The organism is Zobellia nedashkovskayae, assembly GCF_015330125.1.
GTDB lineage: Bacteria > Bacteroidota > Bacteroidia > Flavobacteriales > Flavobacteriaceae > Zobellia > Zobellia nedashkovskayae.
Genome location: NZ_JADDXR010000002.1, coordinates 826,147 through 848,424, shown reverse-complemented (window position 1 = coordinate 848,424; position 22,278 = coordinate 826,147). Strand labels below are relative to the sequence as shown.

Genomic DNA, 22,278 nt, shown 5'->3' with positions numbered 1-22,278 from the left:
GTGACAACAGCTTGTCAGCATTACTTTAATAAAATTTTGGAGCTAAGCCCTTAAAGAGGAATCCCTGACCACTAATGTGGTTTTTATTTCAACGGTTTTAGTGATGACATCGTTTGATGGATTTTCAATTTCTTCTATGAGATATTTTACGGAGGTACGACCAATTTTGTCGCCAGGCTGGTCTACGGTAGTTAGTTCAGGTTGAATAATTTTTGAGTTTGCCGAATTGCTAAAACCAACCACCGCTATTTCCTCGGGTATTTTAACCTTGAATTTATTGAGTGCCTTTATAGCACCAATGGCGGCATTATCCGTAATGGCAAAAATAGCATCGGGCCGTTTTTTCATACTTAAAAGAATATTGGTGAGGCGCCTTCCATGAATGAGTGATATATCTTCTGTACTTAAAATAATCTTTTCTCGAATTTTGATCCCGTGGTGCTCCAAAGCACGAAGATAGCCCGCATAGCGCTTTTCGGAATTGTATGAATTCTCGGTTTCTTTAATAATGGCTATCCGCTCTTTCCCTAATTCAATAAGGTGCTCCACGGCATTAAAGGCAGCTTGTTCCTCATCAATAACAATCTGGGTGCATGGTATTTTTTGGGATACTTTATCAAATAATACTATAGGTACGCGGTTCAATGTTTGAAGTAGGTCTTCTATTTTTTCTATTTTTCTAGTGAGGGACATCAAAATGCCATCAACGCCAAATTGGGTCATGGTATTTAGCATTTCGGTCTGCTTGGCTTCGCTGTTGTTGGATTCGGAAATAATAACACGATATCCTTGTATTTCTGCCTCTTCCAAAATGCCTTTTAAAATGGTAGAGGTAAAATAATGTGTGATGTTAGGAACAACTACTCCTATGATATTTGTCTTTTGAGACCGAAAACTTCTGGCGAATAAATTAGGCGAATAATTCATTCTACGCGCTAGGTCTTTAACATTCTGCTTTGTGTTTTCATTAATATCTGGATGGTTGTTAAGCGCGCGAGAAACTGTTGATATAGAAAGGTTTAATTCTTTGGATAAATCTTTTAAAGTGGTGTTATGTCTTTTGCCCATAATGTAAAAAGATGTTGATTTTCAACCTAATGCAAATAAATTTAGGAAAAAATTATGAATTGCAAACGTTTGCGAAAACGTTTGCATAACAAATTTGCAATTTTTTTGTCGAAATAATATGATATTCAAATAGTTTTGGTCCTGTATTAACAAATTAATAATAACTCAAGTTCACTCAACTTTTAAAACTACAATTATGAAGAAAGTTTTTTTTGCGGTAATCGGTCTTCTTCTAGGTACTGGAGCATTTGCCCAGACTGGAATTTCCGGTACCATTACGGACAGTGCCGGGGATCCAATCCCGGGAGCGAATATTATAATAGCAGGTAGTACTTCTGGTACAACATCTGACTTTGACGGTAACTACACATTCTCAACAGACCTAGAAGGCAGCCAAGTATTAAGAACTTCATATTTAGGATTTACTACCTTAGATAAGCCAGTAGAGTTAACCGGAGCAGATGTAACGGTAAATTTTGAACTACAAGAAGGTGGCCAACAATTGGACGAGGTTGTTTTGACTGCTTCTAGTACGTTCAGGTCTCAAAAGCAGGCTCCGTTGTCTATTAGTTCTGTAAAAATGGCAGAGATCACCAAACTATCGGCCAATAGTCAGGCAGATATTTTAAGAAGTGTACCTGGTATTACTGCTGAAGGTGGTGGTGGTGAAACAGCAACTAACGTATTCGTTAGAGGTCTGCCTTCTGGTGGTCAATATGTGTTTAACCCATTACAATATGATGGTATGCCTTTAATGAGCACATTTGGTTTAAACTCTTCCGCGCATGATGTATATGCCAGACCAGATATTGGTTTTAAAGGTGTTGAATTTGTACGTGGTGGTTCTGCTATCTTATATGGTGCGGGTTCTGTTGCAGGTATCATTAACTATACAAGTAAAACGGGTGATACCAATCCTGGTAACATCGTAAACCTAGAAGTTGCTAATATGGGACGGTTAAAAACCGATTTCTACAGTGGTGGCCAATTGGGTGGTGAAGATTCTAATACATACTATGCTTTTACGGGATTTGTAAGACATGACCGTGGACCTATAGATACTGGTTTGCCAACAAAAGGGGTGCAGTTCAGGGCTAATATCAAGAAGAAATTTGACAAAGGTTCGTTTACCGTACATGGCCAGTTTATAAATGATAAAGCACAGTTCTACCTTCCAATACCTTTATCAGGTGGAAGTAGAGAGCGTTTGGCAGGAAATGACGGAGAAGCTGTAGAGCAGTTATTGACAGGGGAATTGGCTAACACTTCTTTTATTACTCCAGGTGGCACATATAATAGCCCAATTGCTGATGGTGTTTCTACAACTGGCGGATATCTTTTAGCTGATTTTGATTACAGATTTCAAGATGATTTAAGATTCAAGTCCAAAGTAAAATATGCTAACTACAAGCACAACTTTGCTTTGTATGTTGGAGGAAACGGAGACAACGGAAACCCAATTACATTAGATAACTATGTAGCTAGTATAGCTCCTGACAACCAAGGGTACACAGCTCGCTATCAGAGCGGAAATCCTAATTCACAAATAAATGGTTCGGATTTGGTAATTGATAACCTTCATGTAGATCGTTTAAGACCAATGACTGATTATTCGGGAGAGGCTTCTTTAACGAAGACTTTAGAGACTTTAAATGGTGGAAGTCACAACGTAACTTTAGGTACTTTTATAGCACGTACTGAGGCAGAAGATGTAAACTATCAATACCGTGTTCTATCTGAATTCAATAACGCTCCTAGATTGGTGAATTTGAATTATGCCGATGCAGCTGGAGGTAATGTAGTATACTCAGAAGGTGGTTTATACAACCGTATAGGTCAAACCTCAAATAATTTCTTATCTCAGAACAGATTGGCTTTCTATTTAACCGATGAGATGATTTTTGACAGATGGCGTTTTGACGTTGGTTTTAGATATGAGCATACAGATGGTGAAAACGCCAAAGGCGGAATAACAAGTGCAACAGTTTATGATAACCCAGAGTTAATTACGGAATTGAGTGATGTACAAACTGCCGATGGTAGTTTCATAAGATCATCTATTCAAGCTTCTGGATGGGCAGTTTCTTTTGCAGGTCTTTATGAATTGAGCGATGTAACCAATTTATATGCTAACTTTTCTAAAGGATATTTCTTTCCACAAATAAGAGGTTTTGCTCCGGTAGCAGGTATTTCTGAAAATGCTTATGATCCTGAAAATATTATTCAATTTGAAGCTGGTGCTAAATTTGGTTCTTCTAAATTCTCTGGATCGGTTGCTGCTTATTATGTGGCTTTGAAAGATAGAATTAAAATACAGCAAGCTATAGTGGGTGGTCAGTTAATAGATGAAACCCGTTCTGAACAGGACACTAGAACTATAGGTTTGGAAGCTACTGGTGACTATCGTGTAGCTAGCAATTTTAATCTTCGTGGTACGGTAACTTACCAGGGTCACGAAATTACTAAAAACACAGATTTTGATTTGGTAAACGGGACTTCTTCCGAGGCTAACGTGGGCAATGAATTGGCAAGACAGCCTAACTTTTTAGGTTCGCTAGGTGCTTACTACGATAACAGAAAGTTCGATGCTAATTTTGGTTTTAATTACACGGGTAGTAAATTCTCTTCTGATGTAAATGATATAGAATTAGACGCTATTCCAATCGGTAGATTGGGTGCAGGTTACACTTTTGGTACGCCAGAAGAAAACCAGAGCGTTCGTCTTGGTTTCTCCATCTTCAATCTTTTTGATAGTGATGGTATTACGGAAGGTAACCCAAGAGCGGGTGCTGCAGGACAGAGTGAATCCGAGTTCTTTGTTGGTCGTCCTATTCTACCAAGAAGATTCTTCTTGACAGCGACTTTCAATTTCTAAAAATGATTTGAATTAGTGCGAGTTTAGTTAGTTTTTAAATCAAAGACACATTGGTGGTGGCTTATTGCCAATGTGTTTTATCCTTATGTACGTTATGAAAGAAAATATAATAAATAGGGCAATTAACGTTTTAGACGCCAATTTTCAAAAAGGTGGTTTTACTATACCTAGTAAAGGACTTTATCCGTTTCAATGGAAATGGGATAGCGGTTTTATTGCAGTAGGCCTAGCCCATTACAATATAGATCACGCAAAAAAAGAAATAGAGACTTTGTTAAATGCGCAATGGGATAATGGTTTTATACCACACATTGTTTTTCATACAGATGACGATTCTTATTTTCCAGGTCATGATTTTCACAGGTCAGACTTACATCCGCTTTCATCAAAAAAATATAAGTCTACAGGAATGACCCAACCCCCTGTTACTGCCTTTGTTCTCCAAGATATGCTAAATATTGTAGATGATAAGGAAGATATGCTCAATTTTATAAAAGGGCAGATAGATAAGGTGTATGACAACCATGTGTATTTTTACGAAAATCGTGATCCACAAAATGAAGGTTTAGTATACATTTATCACAACTGGGAATCTGGTACAGATAATTCTCCTGTATGGGATGATATCTGGGACACCATGAACCCACCGGAATATACTTTTGAACGAAAAGACACAACGCATGTAGATGCTTCTCAACGTCCATCAAAAAGGGAGTATGACCACTATTTGTACATCATAGATATTGCAAAGCAAAATAACTACGATGATGCTAAAATAGCCGAGCTTTCTCCTTTCTTAGTACAAGACCCGTTATTCAATGCCATGCTCATTAAATCTAATAAGGCTTTAATGGAGCTATATGAATTGTTTGGTGGCAATGAAGATAAAATAGCATATTTAAGAAAGAATCAAGAAAGAAGTATTGCTGCTTTCAACCAGAAACTATGGGATAATGAATTGGGTGCATATGTTCATTATGATATGCGAAATGATAAGCCTATACGCCATGTTTCTTCTTCCTCATTTTCCCCTTTATTTGCCGGTATTCCAAGTAAAGAAAGAGCTGAGGTACTAGTAAATACTATGATGGACCGCTTTGGAGGTGATGATAAGTATTTATGTGCATCGTTTGATCCTACAGATAATCGTTTCAATCCTAGAAAATATTGGAGAGGTCCCGTTTGGATCAATATGAATTGGATGCTATACCGTGGATTGAAAGAGTACGGATATAAGGAAATTGCAGCGCGTGTTCAAAATGATTCAATTGAACTTGTTGAACGCGATGGCTTTTTTGAATATTTTGACTGTAGAAAAGATACTGGTGAAGAAATTAGAAAAGGTTACGGTGGCGATAATTTCTCATGGACCGCCGCATTGATAATAGACCTTCTTAAAGGTTAAGAGGTAAATGTTTAGTTTTTTTTTGAGGACAAGAAAGTCTAAGTGTTCGTGCAGCCAACATGTTTGGTTCGCGTTAATTAGTTGCTAGTTGTTGAGCTATTGTTGTTCTCATTTTTGACTCAAAATGGCGGTAAATTGTAATGTGTTGTTCAATTTCCGCCGTGGAGAGTCTATTTTAATGAAATGTAAGATATTTCTGCTGTATTTTAGTTCTTAAAAGCAATTGCGCAGCAGGCGTCTACCATATTCTGTTCATAGAACAAAGAATAAAATAGGAGACCAAACCAATTGAAAAATTACTCATGAATTATATAGATTATATCATAATCGTCGTTTACTTAGTCGGTTTCTTGGGATTGGGTTTTTTGTTTAAAGACAATAATTCCGGAGGAGATTATTTCCTAGGAGGAAGGCAAACGTCATGGTTGCCTTTGAGCCTTTCGGCTATGGCAACGCAACTTTCTGCTATCAGTTTTATTTCGGCACCAGCCTTTGTAGGGCTTAAGGCCGGAGGAGGTATGCAATGGCTTACCTATGAGTTAGGTGTGCCCTTGGCAATGGCTTTTTTGTTGATTGCTGTACTGCCTACCCTATACAAATCAGGAATTGTCAGTGTTTATGAATATTTAGAAACACGTTTTGATGCTTCATCCAGACTGCTGATCAGTTTCGTTTTTCAAATAAGTAGATCGGTAGCTACCGGTGTAATGGTGTATACCATGGCATTGATTCTTCAGGCTACTATTCAGATGGATTTTTGGATATCCATTTTAATCATTGGCCTTATAACCATGGTCTATTCTTACCAAGGAGGAATGAAAGCCGTTATTTGGGGCGATGTAATTCAAATGAGTATTCTTTTTATCGGTATTATCATTTGTCTTTTTTACGGTTTTAGTGAATTGGGCGGTATAGACAATTTTCTTACCCATGTAGACAGAGACAGGATTACGGCTGTAGATTTTAGTAAATGGGGTTTTAATAATGCAGATGGTAATGATGAATTTGGTTTTTGGCCAATGGTCATAGGGGGCTTTTTTTTATATGCTTCTTATTATGGAACAGACCAGACGCAATCACAACGATTGTTATCTTCTAGCAGCATGCCCAATCTTAAAAAATTAATGATGGCCAACGGCCTACTTAGGTTCCCCTTTACTCTAACGTATTGTATTATGGGGCTTGTTTTGGGTACACTCCTAGTTCAGGATGCTAGTTTTCAAGAGCAGATGGATTTAGTGTATCAAGCCAATATTTCTTCTTTAGAGGGAAAAAAGGCTGATTTAATGGTGCCAGTTTTCATAATCAAATATTTGCCAAATGGCGTTATAGGTATATTGATTGTTGCAATTATGTCTGCAGCTATGTCCACCCTAAGTTCAACGGTGAACTCACTTTCTGCAGTTACTATGGAGGACTTCGTAAAGCGATTTCATCCTAATATGCCGGATAAGAAGTACATGACGTACTCAAAATTATTATCTATCTTTTGGGGTCTTGTATGTTTATTCTTTGCTTTTTTTGCTGGAAATATAGAAGGTACGGTTATAGAAGTTATCAATAAAATAAGCTCTGTTTTCTACGGCCCAATTTTGGCTGCATTTATTCTGGCAATTCTTACTAAGAGAACACATGCGCTTGGTGCTAATATTGGAATCGTAGTTGGGGTATTGTTTAATATTTACCTATGGTTATATGTACCGCAAATCTTTTGGTTCTGGTGGAACGCTTTGGGTTGTTTAGTTACTATTGTGGTAGCTCTTGCGGTTAGTTATACTGTTAAAAGAGAAGTTAACGAAGGCTTAGAGGTTGTATACTATTCAGGTAAAAAAGAGGTTGCCATCTTACTGGCCTATTTTGTTGCCATAGTATTGTTTAGTATTTCTTTGCCTAATATTTTGAACTAAAATAAGCGCTATGAAAATTGTAATCGCTCCAGATAAATTTAAAGGTTCCCTCTCTGGATTTGAGTTCTGTGATGCTGTAGAGGAAGGCTTAAAGCATGTCTTTAATAATGCCGAAATCGTAAAAATGCCTTTAGCGGATGGCGGCGACGGAACCATAGATGTGGTAAAACATTACATACATGGCGATAAAATTACAATTACCGTAAACGATCCGTTATTCAGGCCAATAAACGCTTCCTATTTATATGCCACTGAAACTCATATTGCTTATATAGAAATGGCCGAGGCATCCGGACTTAAATTATTAGAGGATGCGGATAGGAACTGTATGAACACCACCACCTTTGGTACAGGTGAACTTATTGCTGATGCTCTTGAAAGAGGTGCTCAAGAAATAATCCTTGGCATAGGAGGAAGCGCAACAAACGATGGTGGTATGGGTATGGCCAATGCTTTAGGGTATATATTCAAGGCAGATTATAGTTTAGATTTAGAACCTATAGGAAGTAATTTGGGTAAGGTTAGAAGTATAGATGCTTCAAACGTTCATCCGTTATTGGCAGATGCACAGTTTAAAATTGCTTGTGATGTTTCCAATCCGTTTTACGGTACTAATGGGGCGGCAAAGATTTATGCTGCACAAAAGGGAGCATCAGAAGAAGAAATAGAAATTCTGGATAAAGGTTTAAAGAACTTTGCAAAAGTAGCTTTGGATACCTACAATATTAACCTTCAAAAACTAAAAGGTTCTGGTGCCGCTGGTGGAATAGGCGGTGGAGCCATCATATTTCTAAGAGGAGAACTTACGTCTGGTATAGATTTGGTAAAAGAACTAGCTCATTTTGATGAGGCAATTGCAGATGCCGATTGGATTATTACTGGCGAAGGTCAGTTAGATGAACAAACGCTTTCTGGGAAAACTATAAATGGGGTAGTTACTTCTGCTCAGAAGCATAAAATACCAGTTGCAGCCTTATGTGGTTCGGTTTCTATATCCATAGAACAACAAGAAAAATTTGGACTGGCTTATGTGAATTCAATAGTAAGGGGTATTTCTACTTTGCCAGAAGCAATGGCTTCCAGTTATACGAATCTGGTAAATGCCAGTTATAATTTCGCCAAGTTAATACAATAGTTTTTTGTTTAATCGCCTTGAAATCAAATTACAAAAAGGAGTTGAGGTAAATTGATTTTAAAAAAAATACTTTATAATTTTACTACTGACAAACTGCTGTCACTAGTCACTTTTACATTTGTTCTTATAAATAGTACGAATCTAAAAAATGTAAATTATGAACACAGCAGTCTCATCCACAGAAAAAGTAACCCAAGTAATTCTTCCTGCCGAACTATTGGCCCATTGGCAAGGGCATAGAACTTTAACCAGAAAGGTAATTGAAGCATTTCCGGAGAAAGATTTCTTTGAATATTCCATTGGTGGTATGCGCCCCTTTTCAAAAATGGTAGATGAACTATTGAGTATAGCTGGGCCTGGAATTCAAGAAATAGTTACAGGTAAGCAGGCTGCCTTTACGGAAGAGGTGGCTCATGGAAACAGCAAAAGCAAAGTATTGGAACTTTGGGATGAAGCCACAGAAGAAATCAATACCAATTGGACTAAAATAGGGGTTGAGAACTTCCATGAAATCATCAAGCTTTTTGGGCAGTATGAAGGTACTGTTCAATCTTCCATTTTATATTTTATTGATAACGAAATACACCATCGTGGTCAGGGGTATGTATACTTGCGGTCATTGGGTATTGAGCCGCCTATGTTTTGGGACAGGAACGAACTTTAATCTACAGAAGATGGTAGTATTGGTTTTTAAAACATCGGTCTTAAAAAATAAACATATAAAAAGATTGAAACCGTTATTGAATCGGGTAGTAGAGCCAGAAGGAAAATGGAATTTTGACTTGGAGGATTGTGATAAAATCCTCCGGGTCGAAACCCGTAAATGTTCCTCTATTGTAACTTCACTCTTACAAAAACAAGGGTTCGTTTGCGAAGAGCTTTAGCTTGTTGAATGAATGCGCTAATTCCCTATACCTGACAATTATCATATTTTAGAAAGGTGAACAAGGCTAGATTTGTATCAAATCAAGATACGATCTATGTGCAGTTTAGTTCAGAAATATAATGTTGCAGGCCCAAGGTATACTAGTTATCCTACTGTTCCATATTGGAATATGGATACTTTTTCTAGTAAAAAATGGCAATCCAGCTTAATTCAAAGTTTTGATGAAAGCAATGCAACAGAAGGTATAAGCCTTTATATACATCTACCTTTTTGCGAGAGTATGTGCACATTTTGTGGTTGTCATAAACGTATTACTCAAAGGCATGAAGTAGAAGAGCCGTACATACGGTCCGTATTAAAAGAATGGAAGCTGTATTGTGATTTATTTTCTGAAAGACCAATTATAAAAGAACTGCATTTGGGAGGTGGTACACCCACCTTTTTCACGCCTCAGAATTTAGAAAACCTTATCAAAGGTATTTTTAGTATGGCAAAAAGAGCTGAAAATTATGAATTCAGCTTTGAAGGTCATCCCAATAACACTACCAAAGAACATTTACAAGCTTTATACGATGTAGGTTTTAGACGCGTTAGTTTTGGTGTGCAGGATTATAATGTAAAAGTACAGCAAGCTATACACCGTATCCAACCTTTTGCGAACGTAAAAAACGTTACGGAATGGGCAAGGGAAATTGGCTATACTTCAATAGGTCATGATATTATTTTTGGTCTTCCTTTTCAAAAAGAAGAGCATGTTCGCGAAACTATTTTGCGAACCAAAGAGTTGCGACCAGATAGGTTGGCGTTTTACAGCTATGCCCATGTGCCTTGGCTAAAAGGAAATGGACAAAGAGGTTATAAAGATGCGGATTTACCTACTGCAGATGAAAAAAGACAACAATACGAAACTGGTAAGGCCTTGTTGGCAGAAGTAGGTTATCATGAAATTGGTATGGACCATTTTGCGCTTTCATCAGATTCACTTTATGAATCTATGGAGACAGGTAGTTTACATCGTAATTTTATGGGATATACCGCATCAAAAACACAAGCTATGATTGGTTTGGGTGCATCGAGCATAAGTGATAGCTGGTATGGTTTTGCCCAAAATGTAAAGGGTATTGAAGAATACCAACATTTGGTAGAAAACGACGTTATTCCTGTTTATAGAGGTCATATCTTAACTAATGAAGACCGAATGATAAGAAAGCATATCTTAAATTTAATGTGTGGTTTTGAAACGTCATGGGCCAATGAGAACCTTCGTTTTGAGAGAACAGAGGAAGTAACCGATAGGTTGCAGGAAATGGAACAAGATAATTTACTTACTATAAAAGAAGATGGTGTGGCGGTAACGGAAAAAGGCCGTCCGTTCATTCGGAATATTTGTATGGCTTTTGATGTGCTTTTACATAAGAAAGAACCAGAAAAAAGACTATTTTCAATGACAGTTTAATATATCCCTAATCTTATAAAATAGAAATATCATGAAAAAAATTATAGTACCTCTAGATTTTTCCGAACAATCTGAAAATGCCCTTAAAGTTGCTGTATCATTAGCTGAAAAGCATGGTTCGGAAATACTGGCATTACATATGTTAGAACTGAATCAGGCTATGATAACTTCTTCAGAAGGTTTTCATCCTGAACAAACTGTTTTTCTAATTAAGCTAGCGGAAAAAAGATTTAATGAATTTTTGAAAAAACCTTACTTACAAGGGGTAAAGGTTACGCCGATCATTAAGCATTATAAAGTGTTTAGCGAGGTGAATGAAATTGCTGCTGAGCATAATGCTGAGCTTATTGTAATGGGCTCTCATGGGTCTGATGGTCTTGAGGAAATCTTTATAGGTTCTAATGCGGAGAAAGTAGTGCGTAATGCAGAGATACCTGTATTGGTCATCAAAAATGAAATACCTGATTTTAAAATTGACCGTTTTGTATTTGCATCCGACTTTAGAGAAGAGAGTGTTCTTGCTTTTCAAAAAGCAAAAGCATTTGCAGAGATGTTAAAGGCTAATTTGGATTTGGTTTATATCAACACACCAGGAGATGATTTCTTAAGTTCAGGTGATATTTATACACGTATAAATAATTTTATTGGTAAGGTAAATGAAGCTTTACAGGTTGAAATATATAATGATTATAGTGTAGAACGAGGTGTTCTAAACTATAGTGAAAATAATAGTGCCGATGCCATAGGTATCTCTACCCATGGTCGTAAAGGCTTATCTCATTTCTTTATGGGCAGTATTGGTGAAGATGTGGTCAATCATTCTAAAATACCAGTGGTGACCTTTAAAATATAGATGCACTTAAACTACGCAACTATTAGGGCGGTACGTTTTACACGGGCCGCCCTTTTTTGTTATACCATTTTCATTTCTGTAGGATCCCAATTTACAGGCTCTTTTTTGTAGTAGCTTTCATTGGCCAATAGTGCGGCTCCGGCAGCTCTAAGTCCAAATGTAGGGTTCTGAATTACTTTTCCGTTCTCACGTATGGCTTTGAAGAAATTGTAAAAATGGTCATGATGTCCACCTTTATAATCCTTTGGTGCTTCCCACTTACTAGTTCCCGTTTTTAAAGCAGATGCTCGTGTTTCCAGATTTTGCTGGGCATACCCGTTCTTAATCTTTTCTTGCATGGCTTCAGGAAAAGAGATCATAGAATACCCACTTGGTACCAAGCTAAGTTTTGAACGCGTAAGGGAAACAGAATTTTGTCCAATTTCCATTTCACCCTCGGTACCCACTAATTTAAAGCCACTACCACCGCCACTTCCGGCAATGAAATTTATACGAAAAGCAGCGTTAAATGCTGCTTGGGTTTCTGTTTTTGGGTAGTCATAAAGGGTAATGCTAACATCGGGAACATCTCTACCATCTTTCCAATAGCGTAGTCCACCGGTAGCCATAGCTCGGTTGGGTCCGTGGGAATCAATTACATGGTTTAGTGTAGAGAATGCGTGAACAAAAAGGTCTCCGGCAACACCAGTACCGTAATCTTTATAATTTCTCCATCTAAAAAAACGTTCGGACTCAAAAGGAACCTTTGGGGCTTTCCCTAAAAAAGTGTCAAAATCAACTGTTTCTTTGCTTGCATCTGGTGGAATTGGGTATTGCCAAGCACCTTCAGCGGAGTAACGGTCGTTGTAAAAATCTAGCATTACAATATCACCAATGGCGCCATCTAAATATAATTGTTTGGCCTTGTCGTTTCCTAAAGAAGACATGCCTTGGCTACCTACCTGACATATTTTCCCAGAAGCTGTCTGCGCAGAAATAATGGCTTGGCCATCTTCCCAATGTTGCACCATAGGTTTTTCGCAATATACATGTTTGCCTGCCTTAAGGGCATCTATAACTATTTTCTTATGCCAATGATCGGGAGTAGCAATGATAACGGCATCAATATCTTTTCTATTTAGAATTTCTCTATAGTCGCGAGTGGTGAAAATAGCATCGCCCCATAGTTCCTTGGCCCTATCCAATCTTCCTGTATAAAGGTCACAGGCGGCAACTAATTGTATGCCTGAAACGGTTAGTGCGGCCTGGGTGTCAAAAATACCTTGAATGCCGGTTCCAATCAGCGCTAGGTTTATATGGTCATTAGAAGAGAATACGTTGGTTTCGTATTCTCGTTGCATAAGGATGCTTTCATTTTTTGATGCGGATAAAATAAAGGGGGCGGAGGTCATTGCTGCTGAACCTAGAGCTGCTTTTTTTAGAAAATACCTTCGTGAGTTGTCTTGTTTCATGTAATAAATTAGGGTTTTGTTCGGTCAATTCATGAATTTACAATTTTCTTGGAAACCCAGTTTCAGTAATAAATTAAAAATAAAGGACAATTTTATCCTTTTTATGCCCAATACTGATTTATATCATGTTTTTGCCTATTCATTCCTCATACATTTACCCAATATATTAATCTATAAACTACTTAAAATGAAGATTGTAATAAGAAGTACCGTGATATTTTTTTCACTCTTACTTATGGCCTGTGGGGGTAAAGAAGAAAAAAAGAAAGAAGGATTTAGCGTAGACCGTGAAAAAACTAAAACAGAGAAACCAGCAGAAGCTGTTGCGGCTACTAGTACGGTTTCACCATCTGAACGTGTTTATCTAGAAAACAAAGGAGTAGGTCCTATAAAATCGGTGACTTTGTCCCCAGATATTGACATGGCATTGGCTAAAAAAGGTGAAGAAACTTACAGCCAAATGTGTATGGCTTGTCATAGAATAGATAAAAAATTCATTGGTCCGGCTCCAACAGGTGTTTTAAAAAGACGTAGCCCAGAATGGGTAATGAACATGATTCTTAATCCTGAAGTTATGGTTAAAGAAGATCCTTTGGCAAAAGAGCTTATGGCAGAATTTAATGGTGCGCCAATGGCCAACCAAGGGTTGACCGAAGATCAAGCTCGTAGCATACTCGAATATTTTAGAACATTAGAATAGTAAACATTCAAAGCTCTTATAGGCTTTAATAAAATAACCACAAATACATATCAGATGAAAAAGTATTCATTATACCTGGTAGCTATACTAGGGTCGGTCCTGTTTCTTTCAGGTTGCGGCGATCAAAACGGCAAAGCTTCATCAAATGGAGCGCTTGCTTCCAATAATGCGGAGAAAGTATATGTAGCCCCAGGCGAACACGATGAGTTTTACGCCTTTATGTCTGGTGGATATAGCGGTAATGTAGCCGTTTATGGTCTCCCTTCCGGACGTATGTTCAAAGAAATTCCTGTTTTTTCTCAATTTCCAACCAATGGATATGGGTATTCGGAAGAGACAAAACCTATGTTAGAAACTTCTTTCGGTTTTATACCTGCAGACGATTCTCACCACCCGGATATTTCTCAGACTAATGGAGAATTAGATGGTAGATGGTTATTTATAAATGGTAACAACACGCCGCGTATAGCAAGAATTGACCTAAAAACGTTTGAAACTGCGGAGATTATAGAAGTTCCTAATAGTGCAGGTAACCACAGTTCATCATACATCACAGAGAATTCAGAATATGTAGTGGCCGGAACACGTTTTTCAGTTCCTATTCCACAAAGAGATATGCCTATAAAAGATTATAAAGGAAACTTTAAAGGTGCCTTGTCTTTTATTAGTGTAGAACCTGAGACTGGCAGCATGGATATAAAATTCCAATTGATAATGCCAGGTTTTAACTATGATTTATCGCATCCAGGAAGAGGAAAATCCCACGGATGGTTTTTCTTTACTACGTATAACACAGAAGAAGCTAATTCGCTATTAGAGGTTAATGCTTCTCAAAATGATAAAGATTTTATTGCAGCTGTAAACTGGAAGAAAATTGAGGAGTATGTAGAAAATGGAGGAGGTACAATGGTACCTGCAAATTATACACATAATGTGTATAGCGATGAGACACATAGTGCTACTTCAACCATGAAAAAAGAAGTGCTTACTGTAGATCCTACAAAAGTACCTGGTGCTATATTCTTTATGCCAACACCAAAATCTCCACACGGGGTAGATGTAAATCCAACAGGAGATTATATTGTTGGAAACGGAAAGCTTTCTGCAGATCTTACGGTATTCTCGTTTGATAAAATGATTGCTGCAATTGACGGTAAAAAATTTGATGGTGAAGCTTATGGTCTTCCTATTTTAAAATTCGAAGACGTGTTGGCTGGTCAGGTAAAAAGTGGAGGATTAGGTCCATTACATACTGAGTTTGATGGTCAAGGTAATGCGTATACCACGTTCTTTATTTCTTCGGAAGTTGTGAAGTGGAAAGTAGGTACATGGGAGGTTATTGATAGAAAACCAACATTTTATTCTGTTGGCCACTGTATGATTCCTGGTGGAAACTCTAGAAAACCTTTTGGTAAATATTTGGTGTCTATGAACAAGATTACCAAAGATAGATACCTGCCAACTGGCCCTGAGTTAGAACACTCTGCACAGTTGTATGATATTTCTGGAGATAAAATGGAGCTTATTTATGATTTTCCAACACATGGTGAGCCACATTACGCAGCAGCTATTCCAGCGTCGATATTAGCGCCCAAATCGCAGAAAATTTATAAACTGGCAGAAAACGAACATCCATTTGCTACAAAGAATGTTTCAGATGCAAGAATTGTTCATGATGGTAATGAAGTACATGTCTATATGGCAATGATACGTAGTCACTTTACTCCAGATAATATAGAGGGTATTAAAGTTGGTGATAAAGTATATTTCCATATTACAAACCATGAACAAGATTTTGATGTACCACACGGCTTTATGATGATCGGACAAAAGAATTCTGGTTTACTAATAATGCCAGGGCAAACCAAAACATCGGTTTGGGAACCCAAGCAAGAAGGCGTATGGCCATTTTACTGTACGGATTTCTGTTCTGCTTTGCACCAAGAGATGCAAGGTTATGTAAGAGTTTCTCCTGCTAAGTCCAATATTGACCTTTCTTGGTCTTTGGGTGAGTAGGTTCAGGAGAAAGTAGATTAATTATTCAAACGAAAAGCAGGTCGCGTACCAAGACCGACCTGCTTTTTTATTTGAAAGCCAAGATGATTGATGGATTTAATTTTTTAAGATGATGTAAGATGAAAAGGGCAAGTATAATAATGATAGTCGGTGCTTTATGTTTATTAGGGTTGTTTGCATTTCCGCTTTGGAATATAATGCTAGGAGCTCCGCAATACCCGGATCCATTGGGTATGAATATTCATATTACGGGTATACAAGGCGTTTCTGAATTCGATTTACAGAATATAGACGGTCTTAACCACTACATAGGTATGAAGACCATTCCTAAAGCTGATGAGATGTGGGAGTTTAATGTCTTTCCTATCGTAATCATCGGTATGGTACTCTTAGGAGTGCTATTGGGTATTTTAGGGTATTTAGGTAAAATTGATTACCGATATTTCTTGGGATGGTTCTTACTAATGTCTATCTTAGGTATTATGGGTATGTATGATTTTAATCTCTGGTTAACGGACTACGGTTCTAACCTAGATCCACATGCCATAATTAAGGTGATTAATGAAGATGGAACACCAATGACCTATAAACCACCGCTTTTTGGCTATAAAAAATTATTGAATTTTGATGTAAGTTCAATACCAGCTACAGGTGCATGGTTAATGTTCGTAGGAATGGCACTTACCGTAGTTGCGTTTTTAGTAGGCTGGAAAAGTACCGGTTCTCATTCATCTCATCAAAATCATAAATTAGCAACATCATGAAGAATCTAACGGTATTATGGGTAATATGTCTTTTGGTATTGTCTTCATGTAACAGTGAGCCAAAACCTATAGAATATGGTTCGGAAGGATGTCAATTTTGCAGTATGACCATTGTAGATAAGCAACATGCCGCACAATATATGACCAAAAAAGGTAGAAGTTATGCTTTTGATGCAACGGAATGTATGTTAAATTACCTACGCGATGTAGAACCGGAAACGGTTGCTATATACCGTGTAAATAATTATACCGATCCAGGGGTTTTTGTTGATGCAACCAAAGCAACCTATTTAATCAGCGAGAACATACCTAGTCCAATGGGAGCGTTTTTAACTGCTTTTGCAAATGAAGACGAAGCAAGTAGGGCACAGTTGAGCAATTCAGGAACATTATATACTTGGACCGAATTAAAGGATAAATTCGAAAAAGATAATCCTTTTTAAATCTGTAGGAACTATGGTAAAAGACTTGGAAATTTCGGAATGTATGTCGCTTTTAAGTGACAATTATGTGGGTCATTTAGCATATATAGGGGGCAGAAGCCCATTTATTGTGCCGGTAACATACTTCTTTGATGCAGAGAATAAAAGTATAATCAGTTATTCTGCTCCAGGTCATAAAATACTATCTATGAGAACATATAAGCATGTTTCCTTACAAGTAGAGGACATAGTTTCTATGTTTACATGGCGTTCCGTATTGATTAATGGCACTTTTGAAGAACTAAAGGGTAGTACAGCAAAAAAATGCCTGCATACTTTTACAAAAGGAGTTAAGGAAACCATTTTTAGAACGAAAGGGAAGAGGCTTGAATTTATAAAAGATTTTTCCAGTAAAATGGAAAAGGAAGCAAGTCCTATTGTTTATCGTATTCACATTTCTGATATCATAGGGAAGTATAGAGACTGAATAACCTAGGGTTTTAAATCAAAGAATATTTTTGAAAAGCGGTGCAAGACAAGCCGCATTTATCCAAGAGAAACCCTTGGCGGTTTTGTTGTGGAGAAACAGATTTAGGAAAAGAACAAACGAGAATTCTAAATTTCTCAAATTAAGATGATGCGATACCAAAGCTTATTAAATTTTACTTTTTTACTTTTTGTTACAGCGCATCTATGGGCAAAACCTATTGTTGTCTGTGAGAGTTGCGAAGTAAAATCTATTTCTGAGGGAATTGAAAGGGCTATAGATTTTGATACACTTATAGTAAAAAAAGGCACCTATAAGGAATACAATATTCTTGTTGATAAACCACTAACCTTAATTGGAGAAGGTTACCCAATAATAGATGGAGAAAAGAAAGGTGAAATCATACGAGTTGTATCCGATGATGTAACGATAGATGGCTTTTTTATCATAAATGTGGGTACTAGCTATACCACAGATTATGCTGCAATCCGAGTAGTAAAAAGCGAAAATTTTCTAATTCAGAATGTAGTCTTGGAAAAATTGTTTTTCGGTATTTATCTGGAAAAATCAAACTACGGAAAAGTATATCATAATAAAATTATAGGTGATGCCAAAGACGAGTATAATTCCGGAAATGGAATTCAACTTTGGTATTCTCACCATGTTGAGGTAAGCAATAATATTGTTCAAGGAGCTAGAGATGGTATTTACTTGGAGTTCTCGGATAACATTATAATAGACAATAACAAAAGCACGGGTAATTTAAGATACGGTCTCCATTTTATGTTTTCTGATGATGATGTTTACTCAAACAACCTTTTTGAGAATAACGGCGCCGGAGTTGCAGTTATGTTTTCTAAAGGGATTATAATGAAGGGGAATACTTTTAGGAAAAATTGGGGTACAGCTTCATTTGGTGTTTTGTTAAAAGAGATTAATGATGCTGAAATAAGTAATAATACGTTTGAGGAAAATACCATTGGTATTCATATAGAAGGTTCTAACCGAATTAATTATAAAGGGAACAACTTTATAAATAACGGGTGGGGCATTAAAGTCCTTGGGGCTTGTTACGCCAATTCTTTTACGGGTAATAATTTCCTTTACAACAGTTTTGATATATCGTATGACAGTAAGTTGAACGATAATGTGTTTGATGGTAATTACTGGAGTGATTATACTGGGTATGATTTAGATAAGAACGGTATTGGCGATGTGCCTTACCGCCCTGTAAAATTGTTTTCCTATATCGTAAACAAAACACCGGAGGCTATTGTTTTACTGCGAAGTCTTTTTATGGATATCATTGATTTTTCCGAAAAAGTATCTCCCGTATTTACACCAGACAATTTATTGGATATTAATCCCCTAATGACCAAAGTACAATGATTCAAATAGAAGGCTTGCAAAAGAAATTCGGAAAGAACGAAGTACTCTCGGGCTTGAACCTAACCATAGAGAAAGGTGGTGTTTTTGCCATCTTAGGACCTAATGGTTCTGGAAAAACTACCTTGATCAAGAGTATTTTGGGTATGGTTGTGCCGGATAAGGGAAGTATTTCTGTGATGGGAGAACCCATTAAAAAGAATTGGAAGTACCGTAAAGAAATAGACTACCTACCTCAGATAGCTAACTTTCCCGGAAACTTAAAGGTTTACGAGCTTATACGGATGATAAAGGACCTTAGGCAAAGCCCTAGTGACGAAGAAAGATTGATTGAGCTTTTTAAACTAGAACCTTTTTTAGATAAGAAACTTTCTACCCTTTCAGGAGGTACCAAACAAAAGGTGAACATCGTTTTGGCCTTCATGTTCGATAGTCCACTACTAATTTTAGATGAACCTACAACAGGTCTTGATCCAGCATCTTTAATTCATTTAAAAAATCTTATACGGGAACAAAGAGACCTAAAAAAAACGGTGTTGATCACATCTCACATAATGCAGTTCGTTGCCGAAATTTCTGATGTAATCGTTTATTTGCTAGAAGGTAACATTTACTTTAAGGGCAGTATAGAAGAACTGAAAACCAAGACAGGACAAACGGATTTAGAACACGCCATTGCGGCCATAGCAACAGCACCCACTCATGCTTAAGATACTAAAATATAGTTTTTACGACCTAATCCGTAGCCGCTGGAGCTACGTATACTTTCTATTTTACCTCTTGTTAGGTTTTGTATTATTGTTTTTGAACAATGATGTTTCAAAGGCCATTATAACTCTCATGAATGTTATAATTATTCTAGTACCCTTGATCAGTACTATTTTTGGAATAATGTATTTCTACAACTCAAAAGAGTTTACGGAACTTTTATTGGCGCAACCTATTAAACGTTCTTCAATATTCTTAGGTCAATATTTGGGTGTAGCGGGTTCTTTAACCTTGAGTCTAGTGTTAGGTCTTGGTATTCCTTTTGTACTCTATGGTCTACTTAAAAGTGATGCTATTTTTGACTTTTCATTACTCTTGGTTACAGGTGCTTTTCTAACATTAATCTTTACCGTACTGGCTTTTAATATTGCGCTGTCCAATGAAAACAAGATTAAAGGTTTTGGGTATGCAGTATTGTTGTGGTTGTTTATGGCGGTTATTTATGATGGATTGTTTCTGATGTCTCTAATTATTTTTAAGGAGTATCCTTTAGATGCTTTTTCCCTTAGCGCTACCATGTTTAATCCTATAGATTTGTCACGGACCTTAATTCTTTTAAAGTTGGATATTTCTGCTCTTTTGGGTTATACTGGTGCTGTATTCAAAAAGTTCTTTGGAACGGACCAAGGTCTATTTGTTTCTATGCTGATGCTTATTTTATGGACTGTTCTACCTATTTGGCGATTGGTATACGTATCCAAGAAAAAAGATTTTTAATTTAGGGCCAATGAAATGGCAAGACAAATGATAAATCTTAAAAAGCATACGAAAATAGCTTTGGTGTATTTTGTCTTGGCAGCTCTTTTAGGTTGTGTACTGCGGTTTTTTAGGGTACTGGACATTCCTATAACCTACAAGTATATTGTTCATGCCCATTCACATATAGCCTTATTGGGTTGGGTGTACTTAGCTCTCACTAGTTTGCTGTACAAACTTTATTTAAGCAAGTCGGAGGTTCATAAGAAATACAATAACATATTTTGGTTCACGCAGCTTACTTTAATTGGTATGTTGTTGACTTTTCCATTTCAAGGGTATGCTGTGTTTTCAATTATTTTTTCCACTCTGTTCCTAATCGCATCCTATTGGTTCTCTTGGTTCTTTTTTAAGAACGTCCCTGTTGAGTATAAGATGACTCAATCATTGCAGTGTGCCAAAGCTGCTATAGTATATTTGCTGATTTCAAGTGTTGGCCCGTGGGCATTAGGAGCAATAATGAATACCCTTGGTGGAGACTCTATTTGGTATCGTTTGGCTATTTATTTCTATCTCCATTTCTTCTACAACGGATGGATGATAATGGCACTCTTAGCTGTATTTCTATATATTTTGGAGAAGCAGCAGATTGTTTGGACGCAAAGTAATTTTAAAAGGTTATTTTGGGGATTGAACCTTGGGATTATCTTTTCTTTTTTTCTGTCTACGTTATTTTCGCATCCATCCGTAGTTTACTATGTATTTGGTGGAGTAGGGGCCGTTTTGCAGTTGTATGCGTTTTATGTTTTATGGATATTTTTATTAGATGTTAAGTTAAAATTAGAGAGATTATTTTCAACGTTTCATCAGAATATATTGAAGACAATAGGTGTGTTGTGGGGTTTTAAAATGATATTGCAAACACTTAGCGCAATGCCTTATTTTGCAGATTTAGCCGTGACCTATTTAGATTTTACCATTGGCTATTTACACTGGACGTTTTTGGGAGTGGTGACTATGAGCCTATTCCTGTTCCTGGACTACTTTAAGTTACTACAGCTTGGCAAGAAATCCTTCTCACTATATATACTAGGTTTTGCACTTACGGAAGCCTTAATTTTTTATAAGGCAATTGTAGCATGGCAATCAACCACATTATTTTCTGCTTACTATCTTATTTTGGCGGTGGCAAGTTTATTAGTGTTATTGGCACTTTTAGGACTGTTACTATCTAGAGAGAAGAATGTGTCTCAGTCTTAAAAAATTTAAACGGCATCGTCTTTTAGTATACTAAAAACAACACCGTTTAAATTTGAATTTAGGGGAATTTGACAAGCCAAACGGCTTGTTTTATCAGCATTAAGAATAGTAGAAAGCGTATTCCTTTCTGTTATATCCATTTTATCCAAACTACATTCGCTATGGATTTTTATATGGCAGGTCGCGCACCAGGCTCTGCCTTGACAATCGCCCCAATCTTGCATGTACTTATCGAACAGTAGCTCCATAAGGCTATGGTATTGATTCGTCACAAAGTTAGCATGGCATTTTTCGCCATACTCGTCAATGTAAGTAAGGCTTAGGTTCTCCACAGGTATAGTTGAGGTTTTATAATGGATGAATGCTAAAGAAGGTTCGCAATAATAATAGAACAACTAAATAGCAAACTTACTAATAGCATATTAAAGGTGGTTTTAGATTTCAGTTGTGCAAGTACTGCAGCATTGTATCCCATACATAAGATGGTTACAAAAAAGAGCAATACCATTTTTGACAAGTCATGTAAGTTACTCATCAATAACACCATTGCAGCAGCAGAACCTATACAGCTTTGTGCGATAATAGCAATAGTGGAATAACCGGTCTGTTGTCTTATAAATTCACCAAGTAGATTGTTGTATATTTTGGCTATACCAGTACTTCTCTGTTGTTTTTCAGAATAACTTATGGGTAATGATGATGATGTTCTCATGATAATCAATTTTAGAAATTTGTAATTAAAC

General features: G+C 37.0%; 20 protein-coding genes. 16 read left to right on the top strand and 4 right to left on the bottom strand.

The window, feature by feature from the left end; translation table 11 throughout:
- Positions 1–42: 42 nt before the first annotated feature.
- Positions 43–1,068 (bottom strand): LacI family DNA-binding transcriptional regulator, encoded by a 1,026-nt coding sequence (locus tag IWB64_RS03675; RefSeq protein ID WP_194532724.1) that lies wholly within the window; start codon positions 1,066–1,068, stop codon positions 43–45.
- A 196-nt stretch (positions 1,069–1,264) separates the two neighbouring features.
- Between IWB64_RS03675 and IWB64_RS03670 the strand changes: the two genes are divergently transcribed.
- From IWB64_RS03670 to IWB64_RS03640, 7 genes are all read left to right on the top strand, one after another.
- Positions 1,265–3,943, top strand: a complete 2,679-nt coding sequence (locus IWB64_RS03670; RefSeq protein WP_194532723.1) for a TonB-dependent receptor domain-containing protein — start codon at positions 1,265–1,267, stop codon at positions 3,941–3,943.
- Positions 3,944–4,037: 94 nt separating this feature from the next.
- Positions 4,038–5,348 (top strand): amylo-alpha-1,6-glucosidase, encoded by a 1,311-nt coding sequence (locus IWB64_RS03665; protein ID WP_194532722.1) that lies wholly within the window; start codon positions 4,038–4,040, stop codon positions 5,346–5,348.
- A gap of 302 nt (positions 5,349–5,650) precedes the next feature.
- Positions 5,651–7,255: a sodium:solute symporter gene (locus IWB64_RS03660; RefSeq protein ID WP_194532721.1), complete on the top strand. Its 1,605-nt coding sequence runs from the start codon at positions 5,651–5,653 to the stop codon at positions 7,253–7,255.
- 10 nt (positions 7,256–7,265) lie between these two features.
- Positions 7,266–8,390, top strand: coding sequence for a glycerate kinase (locus IWB64_RS03655; protein ID WP_194532720.1), 1,125 nt, complete (start codon positions 7,266–7,268; stop codon positions 8,388–8,390).
- A gap of 157 nt (positions 8,391–8,547) precedes the next feature.
- Positions 8,548–9,054: a DinB family protein gene (locus IWB64_RS03650; RefSeq protein ID WP_194532719.1), complete on the top strand. Its 507-nt coding sequence runs from the start codon at positions 8,548–8,550 to the stop codon at positions 9,052–9,054.
- A 316-nt stretch (positions 9,055–9,370) separates the two neighbouring features.
- Positions 9,371–10,732: an oxygen-independent coproporphyrinogen III oxidase gene (hemN, locus tag IWB64_RS03645; protein ID WP_194532718.1), complete on the top strand. Its 1,362-nt coding sequence runs from the start codon at positions 9,371–9,373 to the stop codon at positions 10,730–10,732.
- Positions 10,733–10,763: 31 nt separating this feature from the next.
- Positions 10,764–11,585, top strand: a complete 822-nt coding sequence (locus IWB64_RS03640; RefSeq protein WP_194532717.1) for a universal stress protein — start codon at positions 10,764–10,766, stop codon at positions 11,583–11,585.
- A gap of 59 nt (positions 11,586–11,644) precedes the next feature.
- On the opposite strand, the gene IWB64_RS03635 is transcribed toward IWB64_RS03640, so the two are convergent.
- Entirely contained in the window at positions 11,645–13,036 is a 1,392-nt protein-coding gene (locus tag IWB64_RS03635; protein WP_194532716.1) for a Gfo/Idh/MocA family protein, read from the bottom strand.
- Between the two features lie 187 nt (positions 13,037–13,223).
- Here IWB64_RS03635 and IWB64_RS03630 point away from each other — a divergent pair, with 187 nt between their 5' ends.
- The 9 genes from IWB64_RS03630 to IWB64_RS03590 all read left to right on the top strand — a co-directional run bounded on the left by IWB64_RS03630 (position 13,224) and on the right by IWB64_RS03590 (position 21,535).
- Positions 13,224–13,736 (top strand): c-type cytochrome, encoded by a 513-nt coding sequence (locus IWB64_RS03630; protein WP_194532715.1) that lies wholly within the window; start codon positions 13,224–13,226, stop codon positions 13,734–13,736.
- A 54-nt stretch (positions 13,737–13,790) separates the two neighbouring features.
- Positions 13,791–15,752 (top strand): Sec-dependent nitrous-oxide reductase, encoded by a 1,962-nt coding sequence (gene nosZ, locus IWB64_RS03625; RefSeq protein ID WP_194532714.1) that lies wholly within the window; start codon positions 13,791–13,793, stop codon positions 15,750–15,752.
- A 119-nt stretch (positions 15,753–15,871) separates the two neighbouring features.
- On the top strand, positions 15,872–16,516 hold the full coding sequence (locus IWB64_RS03620) for a hypothetical protein (protein ID WP_194532713.1): 645 nt from the start codon (positions 15,872–15,874) through the stop codon (positions 16,514–16,516).
- Positions 16,513–16,959, top strand: coding sequence for a nitrous oxide reductase accessory protein NosL (locus tag IWB64_RS03615; RefSeq protein ID WP_194532712.1), 447 nt, complete (start codon positions 16,513–16,515; stop codon positions 16,957–16,959). The genes IWB64_RS03620 and IWB64_RS03615 overlap by 4 nt, the downstream gene beginning before the upstream one ends.
- Before the next feature lie 13 nt (positions 16,960–16,972).
- Complete coding sequence (locus IWB64_RS03610; protein WP_194532711.1) at positions 16,973–17,425, top strand: pyridoxamine 5'-phosphate oxidase family protein; 453 nt, start codon at positions 16,973–16,975, stop codon at positions 17,423–17,425.
- 150 nt (positions 17,426–17,575) lie between these two features.
- Positions 17,576–18,814, top strand: a complete 1,239-nt coding sequence (locus IWB64_RS03605; protein WP_226975799.1) for a nitrous oxide reductase family maturation protein NosD — start codon at positions 17,576–17,578, stop codon at positions 18,812–18,814.
- A complete protein-coding gene (locus IWB64_RS03600; protein ID WP_194532709.1) occupies positions 18,811–19,521 on the top strand; it encodes an ABC transporter ATP-binding protein in 711 nt (236 codons plus the stop codon). The genes IWB64_RS03605 and IWB64_RS03600 overlap by 4 nt, the downstream gene beginning before the upstream one ends.
- Positions 19,514–20,296, top strand: a complete 783-nt coding sequence (locus IWB64_RS03595; RefSeq protein WP_194532708.1) for an ABC transporter permease — start codon at positions 19,514–19,516, stop codon at positions 20,294–20,296. Before IWB64_RS03600 ends, IWB64_RS03595 begins: the two co-directional genes overlap by 8 nt.
- 27 nt (positions 20,297–20,323) lie before the next feature.
- Positions 20,324–21,535: a hypothetical protein gene (locus tag IWB64_RS03590; protein WP_194532707.1), complete on the top strand. Its 1,212-nt coding sequence runs from the start codon at positions 20,324–20,326 to the stop codon at positions 21,533–21,535.
- Positions 21,536–21,540: 5 nt separating this feature from the next.
- Here IWB64_RS03590 and IWB64_RS03585 read toward each other — a convergent pair whose 3' ends face one another.
- Together IWB64_RS03585 and IWB64_RS03580 are read right to left on the bottom strand one after the other, a co-directional pair.
- The gene (locus IWB64_RS03585; RefSeq protein WP_194532706.1) at positions 21,541–21,867 is read right to left on the bottom strand and encodes a 2Fe-2S iron-sulfur cluster-binding family protein; all 327 of its coding nucleotides are present in this window, start codon (positions 21,865–21,867) and stop codon (positions 21,541–21,543) included.
- 32 nt (positions 21,868–21,899) lie between these two features.
- Complete coding sequence (locus IWB64_RS03580) at positions 21,900–22,247, bottom strand: hypothetical protein (protein ID WP_226975798.1); 348 nt, start codon at positions 22,245–22,247, stop codon at positions 21,900–21,902.
- Between the last annotated feature and the right edge of the window lie 31 nt (positions 22,248–22,278).